This is a genomic window from Pectobacterium jejuense, from assembly GCF_026800125.1.
Taxonomy (GTDB): domain Bacteria; phylum Pseudomonadota; class Gammaproteobacteria; order Enterobacterales; family Enterobacteriaceae; genus Pectobacterium; species Pectobacterium jejuense.
This window is the reverse complement of the sequence record NZ_JAPQKX010000001.1, coordinates 410,070-422,098: the sequence shown is the minus strand read 5'-3', so window position 1 is coordinate 422,098 and position 12,029 is coordinate 410,070. Positions and strand designations below refer to the sequence as shown.

Here is a 12,029-nt window from a genome sequence, read left to right as displayed (position 1 = left end):
AACGTCATGATTATTCCCGCATTAGATCTGATTGATGGACAGGTTGTCCGTCTGCATCAGGGTGATTATGGCCAACAGCGCCAGTACGGCAGCGATCCGCTTCCTCGTTTACAGGATTACCAGCAACAAGGCGCAGGCGTGCTGCATTTGGTGGATTTGACCGGTGCAAAAGATCCTTCTGCCCGCCAGATCCCCTTGTTAACCACGCTGTTAGCAGGCGTGAGCGTACCGGTTCAAATCGGCGGCGGTATCCGCACCGAACAGGACGTGGAAGCGTTATTAAAAGCCGGTGCCAGCCGTGTCGTTATCGGCTCCACCGCGATTAAGCAGCCGGAACTCGTTCAGCAATGGTTCACCCGCTACGGCGCAGAAGCACTGGTGCTGGCGCTAGACGTGCGTATCGACGCCAACGGCACAAAGTTCGTCGCCATCAGCGGCTGGCAGGAAAATTCAGACGCCACGCTTGAGCAGGTCGTCGAACAATATCTGCCGTTCGGTCTGAAACATGTACTGTGCACCGACATTTCCCGTGACGGTACGCTGAGCGGCTCCAACGTCGAGCTCTATCGTGAAATCAGCCAGCGCTACCCGCAGATCGCCTTTCAGGCATCCGGCGGCATCGGCAACCTGGAAGATATCGCCAATTTGCGCGGTAGCGGTGTGCAAGGCGTTATCGTGGGTCGTGCGCTGCTGGAAGGTAAATTTAACGTCGCGGAGGCTATTTCATGCTGGCAAAACGGATAATCCCCTGTCTGGACGTGCGTAACGGTCAGGTCGTCAAAGGCGTACAGTTCCGCAACCACGAAATCATCGGCGACATCGTTCCGCTGGCGCAGCGCTACGCGCAGGAAGGGGCCGATGAGTTAGTCTTTTATGATATCACCGCCTCTTCCGACGGCCGAGTGGTCGATAAAAGCTGGGTATCCCGTGTCGCGGAAGTAATTGATATTCCTTTCTGCGTGGCGGGCGGCATTAAAAGCGTGGAAGAAGCAGGTCAAATTCTCTCTTTCGGCGCGGATAAAATCTCCATCAACTCACCGGCGCTGGCCGACCCTGAGTTGATTACTCGCCTGGCCGATCGTTATGGTGTGCAGTGTATCGTCGTCGGGATTGATACCTGGCACGATGCGGCGACAGGCCGCTACCATGTCAATCAGTACACCGGCGATGAAGCGCGCACCAAAGTCACGACCTGGGAAACGCTGGATTGGGTAGAAGAAGTGCAAAAACGCGGTGCGGGTGAGATTGTCCTGAACATGATGAATCAGGACGGCGTGCGCAACGGCTACGATTTACACCAGTTAAATTTGGTGCGTGATGTCTGCCATGTCCCGCTTATCGCTTCCGGCGGCGCAGGCACCATGGAGCATTTTCTGGATGCGTTCCAAACCGCCCACGTTGATGGCGCGCTGGCCGCATCGGTGTTTCACAAGCAAATTATTAATATTGGCGAACTGAAACAATATCTTAAGCAACAGGGTGTGGAGATTCGAGTGTGTTAAGCGAAGCAGTTTTTCTAAACGACGAACAACGAAACCAACTCGATTGGGAAAAAACAGACGGCATGCTGCCAGTTGTCGTGCAACATGCGGTGTCCGGTGAAGTGTTAATGCTGGGCTACATGAACCAGGATGCCTTGCAGGCCACGGAAGCAAGCGGAAAGGTCACGTTTTTCTCGCGTACCAAGCAGCGGTTGTGGACGAAAGGCGAATCTTCCGGCCATTTCCTGAATGTCGTCTCTATCACGCCAGACTGCGATAACGACACGCTGCTGATTCTGGTTAATCCTATCGGCCCAACCTGTCACCTTGGCACCAGCAGCTGTTTCTCACCTGCAGCCAGCGACTGGACGTTCCTCTATCAGTTAGAGCAACTGCTGGCCGAGCGTAAGCATGCTGACCCGGATAGTTCTTACACTGCACGGCTGTATGCCAGCGGCACCAAGCGCATTGCGCAGAAAGTCGGTGAGGAAGGATTGGAAGCGGCATTAGCAGCCACGGTGCATGACCGCGAGGAACTGACCAACGAAGCCGCGGATTTAATGTACCACCTGCTGGTGCTGTTGCAGGATCAGGATTTAGATCTGGCGACCATCATTAATCGCCTGAAAGCGCGTCACAATAAGTAAACCTGTTCCCGCGTTATCAGTCGTTGATAACGCGGGCTTTATCACTGCGATATTACGGCGTTAGGAATGAACGTCACCTGAATGTACCTTACGCCCGCCTTTCCAGGTTTCCAGAACCGGAATATCACGCATATCTTTAACTGGGTTATTCTTATCTGCTGAGTCATAGGTCAGAGGAGAATCCGCCAGAATAACAAAGTCCGCACATTTACCTGCAACCAGCGAACCAACCCATTGCTCCGCATGACACTGCCAGGCTGCATCATAGGTCGCGGCTTTAAGTGCGGCAAAACGAGAAATCCGTTCATGAACATTCAGCACAGCTGAAGGAGCATCCTGAGGTACACCTTCCATTACGCGAGAAATGGCTTGTTCCATCATACGCAGCGGGCCAAGCGGCGTAACACAGTTATCGCTGTGTAGTGTAATCCTCATCTCGTTATTAAGAGCGGACTGGCAGCGGTCAAGGCGAGCAGCCCGCTCCTCTCCCAATATGGTTTGCTGAAACGCCCAGCCCCAATATCCCACATGACCAATTAAGAAACTGGGAGAAATACCAAGTTGCTTCATTTCAGACAGATTGTCATCAGTCAGCAGGGATGCATGTTCCAGACGATCGCGGCGCTGTTCATAGGTAGCCGATGTCACACCAGCCTCTCTAAATGATTCTAACGTCAGCCTAATGGCTTCGTCGCCATTCGTATGAATCATCAACGGCCATTCATGCTGCACAACGCTACCTACCAGCCTATCGATCTCAGTTGGCGGAGCAAAGTTAAAAGCACCGACATTTGTCTCACTCGGCGTTTTTTGATAGTGGTTATCACAGCAGTACGGCGTGGATTGATACCCCGTCAGCCCTTGGTTTGAACCATCTGAAATAATCTTGATATACGGCAAGTGAAAATGTTCATCTCCATAGCCTGGAGAGTAATGGTCCACCACTTTATTATTGAAATCGTCACTACTCGTAACGATCAGCGCCCCACCTATCCGCACCGGACAGATCGGCAGATGCGCCCATTTGTCCAGAAAGTTAACTTGATCGAAGCCCGGCTGAGCCCCTTTGGGTTCAACGCCAGCATCGAGCATATACGTTACGCCGCGCTGACTCGCCACACCAAACAGCTTGCTGACCGCCGCAATGAGCTTTACCGCCAATTCCGCTTTGGGGTAACTATTAACAATGACATTCACGACGGGCTGTATACCTTCTATTTCTTTAAGGATGCCATCTTCATTAATCGGCGGAATAGGGAGTTTTTTATCTGCATAATAGTCTCTAACACACTTAATCGCCGTATGATTGATATAGGCTAGGTGCATTGAAGCATTGATGACGAACACCGGTTGTGTATTCGTGATGTGATCGAGATCATCAGCATCAAATCCCTTATCTCCGTCAATAAATAATGAGGGATCGGCACCAAATCCAATAAGCCATTCCTTTTTTTTATCCGGTTTCGCCTTAGCCTTAAGATCGGATGTCACCCAGTTCTTATTATAATTTTTGCGTAATCTCTGTTCATCAAACGGGCTAACATCATGGCCGATAGCAGAAACCAACGCAGTATTAATGATGTGCACATGCGGCTCGATCAGCCCCGGTAACAGTGTTTGTTTACCTGAGAGTTGATGTTCCGAGGTGTTTTTCGGCATTTTGGCCTTCACGTCTTGATATGAACCCGTCGCCACAACCAGTCCACCATGAATGCCCATAGCTTCAACCGCAACCTCCAACCCATCCTCCAATGTCAGAATCGCTTTTCCAGGGCTACCATCCTTATTTAGCGCGGAACGGAATAACTTCGTTTCGATGAACAGACTGTTCTCACTTTCTGGGACATCGATAGAGGTATCGGGAAGAAACGATTTCCACAGAGGGCTACAGCAGGAACAGCTTATGCTGCCAGAATGACTACACGCTTCACTCATACACTTTCCTTATTTAGAGGTAACGCATTAGAAATGTTAATGTACCGAATAAAAAATAGGCAATAACATTAGAAACTTCAACGTCCAAGCAGTTGAAAATCAAAAAATTCATATTTCGTGTGCTGACGATCACTTAGCAGCGTGAAGGGCAAAAAGGAAAGCGTATTACGTGAGATCGCACTCTGATAAGTAATCAGACCTAATCGTCAATCATGAGAAAATTTGGAGAGGAAAAGAGGCCATAAATGTAAAAAAGCACCCGAGGTGGGTGCTTTTATAAGGCTGGTATTTAAGACTAACGATTAGCCGTAAATATTAGCGCGGTCGCGGAGTTCCTTACCCGGTTTAAAGTGAGGGACGTACTTACCTTCCAACTCAACTTTGTCACCCGTTTTCGGATTACGACCTACACGAGGTGCACGGTAGTGAAGTGAAAAACTGCCAAACCCACGGATTTCAATACGGTCGCCTTCGGCTAGCGTAGAAGCCATTTGTTCGAGCATTTCTTTCACTGCATCCTCAACCACTTTGGCTGGGATATGAGATTGCTGTCCAGCAAGCCTTTCAATAAGTTCAGACTTGGTCATAGCTCCTCCAAGTGCGGTTATCAATAACCAGGATAACTGACTACCGTTACAAGAATGAGCAACTTACGTTGCTCATTCCACCGTAGTGATTACTCGCCTTTAGCTGCTTTGAACGCTTCTGCCATCGCGCTGGAGAAATTGTTTTCTTCCGGCTTGTTGTTAACAGTTGCGATTGCATCTTTCTCGTCAGCTTCGTCTTTCGCACGAACAGACAGGCTAACAACGCGGTTTTTACGATCAACACCAGTGTATTTAGCTTCAACGCTGTCGCCAACGCTCAGTACCAGAGTTGCATCTTCAACACGGTCACGTGAAGCGTCAGAAGCACGCAGATAGCCTTCAACACCGTCTGCTAATTCAACTGTAGCACCTTTGGCGTCAACTGCTGTAACTTTACCAGTAACAATAGCACCTTTCTTGTTAACAGACAGGTAGTTATTGAACGGGTCTTCAGCCAGTTGTTTCACGCCCAGGGAGATACGCTCGCGCTCTGCGTCAACCTGCAGAACAACAGCGGCGATTTCATCACCTTTCTTGAATTCGCGAACGGCTTCTTCGCCAGCCACGTTCCAAGAGATGTCGGACAGGTGCACCAGACCGTCGATGCCGCCATCCAGACCGATGAAGATACCAAAGTCAGTGATAGACTTGATTTTACCTTCAACGCGGTCGCCCTTGTTGTGGGTTTCTGCGAACAGCTGCCATGGGTTGGATTTACACTGTTTCAGGCCCAGAGAGATACGACGACGTTCTTCGTCGATGTCCAGAACCATTACTTCCACTACATCACCAACGTTAACAACTTTGGATGGGTGGATGTTTTTGTTGGTCCAATCCATTTCAGAAACGTGTACCAGACCTTCAACGCCTTCTTCGATTTCAACGAAGCAGCCGTAGTCAGTCAGGTTGGTCACGCGGCCAGTCAGACGAGTGCTTTCTGGGTAACGCTTAGCGATAGCGACCCATGGATCTTCGCCCAGCTGTTTCAGACCCAGAGACACACGAGTACGCTCGCGGTCGAACTTCAGCACTTTAACAGTGATTTCGTCGCCCACATTGACGATTTCGCTTGGGTGTTTAACACGTTTCCAAGCCATATCAGTGATGTGCAGCAGGCCATCAACGCCGCCCAGATCAACGAATGCACCGTAGTCAGTAAGGTTCTTAACGATACCTTTAACTTCCATGCCTTCCTGCAGGTTTTCCAGCAGTTGATCGCGCTCAGCGCTGTTTTCAGATTCGATAACTGCACGGCGGGAAACAACAACGTTGTTGCGTTTCTGATCCAGCTTGATAACTTTGAACTCAAGCTCTTTGCCTTCCAGATGCAGCGTATCGCGAACCGGACGAACGTCTACCAGAGAACCTGGCAGGAACGCACGAATGCCGTTCAGCTCAACAGTGAAACCGCCTTTAACTTTACCGTTGATAATACCAGTAACAGTTGCAGCTTCTTCGTAGGCTTTTTCCAGCGTCAGCCATGCTTCATGACGTTTAGCTTTTTCGCGAGAAAGCAGCGTTTCACCGAAGCCATCTTCGATAGCGTCCAGAGCAACGTCAACTTCATCACCAACCTGAATTTCCAGTTCGCCCTGTGCGTTCTTGAATTGCTCTACCGGAATGGCAGATTCAGATTTCAGACCGGCGTCAACCAGTACGACATCTTTATCAATAGCAACAACAACACCACGTACGATGGAACCAGGACGGGTTTCGATTTCTTTCAGGGATTCTTCAAAGAGTTGAGCAAAAGATTCAGTCATGTTTGATAATCTTAAGGGTTTCAATTTAACGTCCATCTGGCATCCTGCTCGATGGGGTTGTTTAACATGCCCCGCTGTGCATCCTTACAGCGAGGTAAAAATTCAGTTTTCTGTGATTACGCTAAAATTTCGCGGGCATAAGCCAACGCGCGCGCTATCACTTCATCGATTGTCATTTCCGTTGAATCCAGCACCAACGCATCGGCAGCAGGCACTAACGGCGCAACGGGGCGGCTGCGATCGCGCTCATCCCGTTCTTTTATCTCAGACAAAAGACGTTCAAAGTTAACATTAAAGCCCTTCCCCTGCAACTGTAGCATGCGACGTTGTGCACGTTCTTCCGCACTGGCATCCAAAAAAATCTTCACTGGCGCATCAGGAAAGACTACCGTTCCCATGTCTCGGCCATCAGCAATCAACCCTGGGGCCTCGCGAAATGCGCGCTGCCGACGTAATAATGCTTCACGAACGCGAGGGAAAGCCGCGGCCTGAGACGCCGTGTTGCCTACCGCTTCAGTACGAATTTCATGGCTAACGTCTTCACCTTCCAGGATGACTTTCAGCTGCCCGTCTTCTGCAACAAAGCGTACATCAAGATGAGAGGCTAACGGAACCAGTGCGTCTTCCGAACTGATATCCACATGGTGGTGCAATGCCGCCAGAGCCAAAACACGATAGATAGCCCCCGAGTCCAGCAGGTTCCATTGTAAAGCTTCAGCCAATGCCTTACACAAAGTACCTTTGCCTGCGCCGCTCGGTCCGTCAACCGTAATTACCGGTGCCATCACCGTCATTTCTCTCTCCTTTAATACTGGGAAGTTCCGCTTATGCCGTTTTATGGCATCACGGAGCCTCATTATACGCATCAATACAGAGAAAGGTTACCCCAATGCCGGAATGGCGGGAAAAATAAGGCATTCTCTGAACGCGGTGCGCAATTTCAGAAGAAAAGCTGAGCGTAGCTCGGGGAAAATCGATAAAGGAAAAAGGCACGGAAGCCGTGCCTTAGAGAGGAATCAAGCCAGCTCGCTGAGGCGCGCCAGTTGTTCAAAGTAGTCAGGGAAGGTTTTAGCCGTACATTTCGGATCCAGAATCGTAACTGGCGTATCCGATAGCGCAACCAGCGAGAAACACATCGCCATACGGTGATCGTTGTACGTGCCGATTTCTGCCACTTTCAGCTTGGTCGGTGGCGTAATGCGAATGTAGTCATTACCCTCTTCCACTTCCGCGCCAACTTTACGCAGTTCAATCGCCATTGCAGCCAGACGATCGGTTTCTTTCACGCGCCAGTTGTAGATATTACGTAGCGTAGTGGTGCCACCTTGAGCGAAAAGCGCCGCCGTCGCGATAGTCATCGCAGCATCAGGAATGTGATTCATATCCATGTCAATCGCGTGCAATTCACCGCGTTCACATTCAATATAATCGTCACCCCAGCGCACGATTGCCCCCATTTTTTCCAGCACATCAGCAAAGCGAATGTCGCCCTGTACGCTATTACGGCCTACGCCGGTCACACGCACAACACCGCCTTTAATCGCCGCCGCGGCCAGGAAGTAAGAAGCCGATGACGCATCGCCTTCCACCAGATAATCACCCGGTGAACGATACTGCTGGCGACCCGTCACGAAGAAGCGTTGATAGTTTTCATGACGCACTTCAATACCAAACGCTTTCATCATATGCAGCGTGATATCGATATACGGTTTGGAAACCAGATCGCCCTGAATGCTGATGTGCGTATCCTGCACGGCCAGAGGCGCAGTCATCAGCAGTGCAGTCAGGAACTGGCTTGATACGCTGCCATCTACGCTGATTTCGCCGCCCTGAAAACCACCGTGCAGACGAAGCGGTGGGTAATTTTCCTGCTCCAGATAGTCAATTTTCGCCCCGCCCTGACGCAGTGCATCGACCAGATGCCCGATCGGGCGCTCTTTCATCCGCGGTTCGCCTGTCAGCACAATGTCGCCATCGGTCAGACACAGCGCGGCAGCCAGTGGGCGCATCGCTGTACCTGCATTCCCTAAAAACAGTTCCAGCGGTTGCGATGCTGTAAACGCACCACCCAGCCCCGTAATCTCACACACGGTCCGGTCAGACGACAGGTGGTAGTCCACTCCCAACGCCGCTAGAGCGGTAAGCATATGGCGGACATCGTCACTGTCTAACAGGTTAGTCAGCCGGGTCTTTCCTTCAGCCAACGCCGCCAGCAACAGCGCACGGTTAGAGACGCTTTTTGAGCCAGGAAGGTTAAGGGTACCGTTAATCAGTTTGATGGGTTGTAGCGTCAGGGATTCCTGCATGTAAAGCCTATTCTTTCAACGTGGACATAAAAACCCCGGAAAGTCCGGGGCTTAACAAAATGTATCGAGGGACGGTCTTAATCAACCGTGGCGACGAGCGAAGTCAGCCATAAATTCCGTCAGCGCTTTCACGCCTTCCAACGGCATCGCATTGTAGATAGAAGCACGCATGCCGCCCACTACGCGATGGCCTTTCAGCGCGTGCAGACCTGCAGCAACGGATTCTTCCAGGAAGACTTTATCCAGCGCAGAGTCCGCCAGCAGGAATGGCACATTCATGCGAGAACGGTTCGCTACTGCGACGTCATTACGATAGAAATCGTTACCGTCAATCGCGCTATACAGCAGGTCGGCTTTCTCTTGGTTACGTTTTTCCATTTCAGCCAGACCGCCGTACTCTTTCAGCCATTTGAAGACCATACCGGACAGGTACCAGGCAAATGTTGGCGGCGTGTTAAACATGGAGTCATTGTCCGCCAGAACCTGGTAATCCAGAATCGATGGCAGTTCACGGCGCGCTTTGCCCAGCAAATCTTCACGTACGATAACCAGCGTCAGACCGGCCGGGCCGATGTTTTTCTGCGCACCAGCATAAATCACGCCGTAACGGCTGACATCAATACGGCGAGACAGGATGCTGGAAGAATAGTCGGCGACCACAATTTTATCGCCAAAGTCCGGCTCTTCTTCGATCGCAATACCGTCGATGGTTTCATTCGGGCAGTAATGCACAAACGCCGCGTCATCAGACAATTTCCATTCACGCATCGGCTTAATGCCGCGCAGATCGCCTACGCGCGTTTTCACGTCAATCACGTTAGGCGTGCAGTACTTTTCTGCTTCATTGATTGCACTGTGTGCCCAATATCCGCCGTCGATGTAGTCAGCCGTTGAGCGTTCGCCCAAGAGATTTAACGGCACTGCGGCGAATTGCGCGCGAGCACCGCCGTGGCAAAAGAGCACTTTGTAGTTGGAGGGGATTTTCAGCAAATCACGCAGATCTTGTTCGGATTCAGCGGCAACCTGCATAAACTCTTTACTGCGGTGGCTGATTTCCATAACCGATGTGCCCAGGCCATTCCAATTACACAATTCCTGTTCAGCACGACGCAGTACTTCAACCGGCAGCATTGCTGGACCGGCGCTAAAATTAAAAATCTGAGTCATTTCCCCTCACCACACCTGAAAAATAGCGGCTCTTTTTATCACCGTTGTTACAAATACCATTTTTATAAACCTGACGGTTATAAAAATACCGCTGTTACAAGATAGTAGTTATAACGGAACGACCGCTATAACCACACTACTTTTACCCTGCTATCGGTTTTATCACTCGTCAATCGCGGCTGCAACGCTTATTGCGCTTTCATTATGCAAAACGGCACGTTACGCAGTCTGTTCTTTTTCACTGTTGCCGATCGGTTATGAATAAATAGAGTCTGAACAGAAAAATCCGTATCATGCCGCTTCCGCTAATCTCGATAAGAGTGAACACCATGACTCAAACGTTTATCCCAGGCAAAGACGCCGCCCTGGAAGATTCCATCGCCCGTTTTCAACAACAGCTCCAGGACCTGGGGTTTAACATCGAAGAAGCGTCATGGCTGAACCCGGTGCCAAACGTCTGGTCTGTCCATATTCGAGACCGCGATTGCCCGCTCTGCTTTACTAACGGTAAAGGTGCCAGTAAGAAAGCGGCGCTGGCCTCTGCGTTAGGCGAGTATTTCGAGCGTCTGTCCACCAACTATTTCTTTGCTGACTTCTATCTCGGCAAAAACATCGCTAACGGCGATTTCGTTCACTACCCGAATGAAAAATGGTTCCCGATTCCAGAAGATGATGCCTTGCCGGAAGGTATTCTGGATGCCCGTCTGCACCAGTTTTACGATCCTGAGCAGGAACTGAGCGCCAGCGATCTGATCGATCTGCAATCTGGCAATGCCGACAGAGGCATTTGCGCACTGCCATTTACGCGTCAGTCCGATCAGCAAACTGTCTATATTCCGATGAACATCATCGGTAACCTGTACGTTTCTAACGGGATGTCCGCAGGTAACACCGCCAACGAAGCCCGCGTTCAGGGTCTGTCTGAAGTGTTTGAGCGCAGCATCAAGAACCGCATCATTGCCGAATCCATCAGCCTGCCAGAAATTCCGCAAGAGGTGCTAAATCGCTACCCAGGTGTGGTCGAAGCAATTGCGACGCTGGAAAAAGAAGGTTTCCCGATTTTCTCTTACGATGCCTCACTGGGCGGGAAATATCCGGTCATCTGCGTGGTGCTGTTTAACCCGGCTAACGGCACCTGTTTTGCCTCCTTCGGCGCACACCCTGACTTCGGCGTAGCGCTGGAACGTACCGTCACCGAACTGCTGCAAGGTCGTGGCCTGAAAGATCTGGACGTGTTCACCCCACCAACGTTTGATGATGAAGAAGTGGCCGAGCATGCCAATCTGGAAACCCACTTTATCGATTCCAGCGGTCTGATCTCCTGGGATACGTTCAAGAAAACAGCGGATTATGAATTTGTCGACTGGAGCTTTAAAGGATCGACGGAAGAAGAATTCGCTACATTGATGGCGATCTTCAAGCAGGAAGATAAAGAAGTCTACATTGCTGACTATGAGCATCTGGCCGTTTATGCCTGCCGTATCATCGTGCCGGGAATGTCGGACATCTACCCTGCCGACGATCTGTTGTTAGCCAATAACAGCATGGGCGCTCACCTGCGTGACACACTGCTGGCGCTGCCTGACAGCAAATGGGAACAAGAAGACTATCTGGCGCTGTTGCAACAATTGGATGACGAAGGGCTGGATGACTTCACCCGCGTACGCGAGCTGCTCGGCATTGCCACCGGCAAAGATAACGGCTGGTTCACTCTGCGCGTTGGCGAACTAAAAGCCATGCTGGCACTGGCCGGCGGCGATCTGGATCAGGCGTTAAGTTGGACAGAATGGACACAGGACTTCAACGACTCCGTCTTTACGGCACAGCGCAGCAACTACTACCGTTGCCTGCAAACGCTGCTGTTACTGGCGCAAGAGCCTGAGCGCGATCCGGCAGAATATTACGATGCCTTTACCAAAATGTACGGCAGTGAAGCCGTCGATGCCGCTAGCGCCGCTGTTGCTGGCGAAGCGTGCTTCTATGGTCTGTTTGCCGTGGATGACACTTTTGCCTCTTTACCTGCGCACCAGTCGCTGCTGGCAGCCTATGAAAAACTGCAACAGGCGAAACGTCGTTATTGGCAAGCAAAATAATGCCAGAGTGATGCAGTCAGCACGCGTCTTATATCGATGAGTGCGATCGC

10 protein-coding genes are annotated in these 12,029 nt (G+C 50.8%); 4 read left to right on the top strand and 6 right to left on the bottom strand.

What is annotated here, in order from left to right:
• Window positions 1-6 precede the first annotated feature (6 nt).
• Genes hisA through hisIE form a run of 3 tightly spaced genes read left to right on the top strand, consistent with a single transcriptional unit; the run spans window position 7 to window position 2,128 of the window.
• Window positions 7-744, top strand: a complete 738-nt coding sequence (gene hisA, locus NXT09_RS01915) for a 1-(5-phosphoribosyl)-5-[(5-phosphoribosylamino)methylideneamino]imidazole-4-carboxamide isomerase (RefSeq protein ID WP_268578644.1) — start codon at window positions 7-9, stop codon at window positions 742-744.
• On the top strand, window positions 726-1,502 hold the full coding sequence (gene hisF, locus NXT09_RS01910; RefSeq protein ID WP_010277156.1) for an imidazole glycerol phosphate synthase subunit HisF: 777 nt from the start codon (window positions 726-728) through the stop codon (window positions 1,500-1,502). Before hisA ends, hisF begins: the two co-directional genes overlap by 19 nt.
• The gene (gene hisIE, locus NXT09_RS01905) at window positions 1,496-2,128 is read left to right on the top strand and encodes a bifunctional phosphoribosyl-AMP cyclohydrolase/phosphoribosyl-ATP diphosphatase HisIE (RefSeq protein ID WP_205550826.1); all 633 of its coding nucleotides are present in this window, start codon (window positions 1,496-1,498) and stop codon (window positions 2,126-2,128) included. Before hisF ends, hisIE begins: the two co-directional genes overlap by 7 nt.
• A gap of 60 nt (window positions 2,129-2,188) precedes the next feature.
• Here the strand turns inward: hisIE and NXT09_RS01900 are convergent, their stop codons facing one another.
• The 6 genes from NXT09_RS01900 to serC form a co-directional block, all read right to left on the bottom strand.
• On the bottom strand, window positions 2,189-4,063 hold the full coding sequence (locus NXT09_RS01900; RefSeq protein ID WP_268578643.1) for an amidohydrolase: 1,875 nt from the start codon (window positions 4,061-4,063) through the stop codon (window positions 2,189-2,191).
• A 302-nt stretch (window positions 4,064-4,365) separates the two neighbouring features.
• Window positions 4,366-4,650 carry an integration host factor subunit beta gene (gene ihfB, locus NXT09_RS01895; RefSeq protein ID WP_005967571.1) on the bottom strand — a complete coding sequence of 95 codons (285 nt, stop codon included), beginning with the start codon at window positions 4,648-4,650 and terminating at the stop codon, window positions 4,366-4,368.
• 89 nt (window positions 4,651-4,739) lie between these two features.
• A complete protein-coding gene (gene rpsA / locus NXT09_RS01890) occupies window positions 4,740-6,413 on the bottom strand; it encodes a 30S ribosomal protein S1 (protein ID WP_010277167.1) in 1,674 nt (557 codons plus the stop codon).
• Between the two features lie 116 nt (window positions 6,414-6,529).
• Window positions 6,530-7,207 carry a (d)CMP kinase gene (cmk, locus tag NXT09_RS01885; protein WP_039544520.1) on the bottom strand — a complete coding sequence of 226 codons (678 nt, stop codon included), beginning with the start codon at window positions 7,205-7,207 and terminating at the stop codon, window positions 6,530-6,532.
• Window positions 7,208-7,429: 222 nt separating this feature from the next.
• The gene (gene aroA, locus NXT09_RS01880) at window positions 7,430-8,719 is read right to left on the bottom strand and encodes a 3-phosphoshikimate 1-carboxyvinyltransferase (RefSeq protein WP_268578642.1); all 1,290 of its coding nucleotides are present in this window, start codon (window positions 8,717-8,719) and stop codon (window positions 7,430-7,432) included.
• A gap of 81 nt (window positions 8,720-8,800) precedes the next feature.
• Entirely contained in the window at window positions 8,801-9,886 is a 1,086-nt protein-coding gene (gene serC, locus NXT09_RS01875) for a 3-phosphoserine/phosphohydroxythreonine transaminase (RefSeq protein WP_039472681.1), read from the bottom strand.
• 329 nt (window positions 9,887-10,215) lie between these two features.
• Here serC and ycaO point away from each other — a divergent pair, with 329 nt between their 5' ends.
• Window positions 10,216-11,979 (top strand): 30S ribosomal protein S12 methylthiotransferase accessory factor YcaO, encoded by a 1,764-nt coding sequence (gene ycaO / locus NXT09_RS01870; protein ID WP_268578641.1) that lies wholly within the window; start codon window positions 10,216-10,218, stop codon window positions 11,977-11,979.
• The last annotated feature ends 50 nt before the right edge of the window (window positions 11,980-12,029 follow it).

Coding starts and splice junctions, on each gene's coding strand:
- rpsA (WP_010277167.1), bottom strand. CDS start 6,413: ATGACTGAATCTTTTGCTCAACTCTTTGAAGAATCCCTGAAAGAAATC.
- serC (WP_039472681.1), bottom strand. CDS start 9,886: ATGACTCAGATTTTTAATTTTAGCGCCGGTCCAGCAATGCTGCCGGTT.
- ycaO (WP_268578641.1), top strand. CDS start 10,216: ATGACTCAAACGTTTATCCCAGGCAAAGACGCCGCCCTGGAAGATTCC.
- NXT09_RS01900 (WP_268578643.1), bottom strand. CDS start 4,063: ATGAGTGAAGCGTGTAGTCATTCTGGCAGCATAAGCTGTTCCTGCTGT.
- cmk (WP_039544520.1), bottom strand. CDS start 7,207: ATGACGGTGATGGCACCGGTAATTACGGTTGACGGACCGAGCGGCGCA.
- hisF (WP_010277156.1), top strand. CDS start 726: ATGCTGGCAAAACGGATAATCCCCTGTCTGGACGTGCGTAACGGTCAG.
- ihfB (WP_005967571.1), bottom strand. CDS start 4,650: ATGACCAAGTCTGAACTTATTGAAAGGCTTGCTGGACAGCAATCTCAT.
- hisA (WP_268578644.1), top strand. CDS start 7: ATGATTATTCCCGCATTAGATCTGATTGATGGACAGGTTGTCCGTCTG.
- aroA (WP_268578642.1), bottom strand. CDS start 8,719: ATGCAGGAATCCCTGACGCTACAACCCATCAAACTGATTAACGGTACC.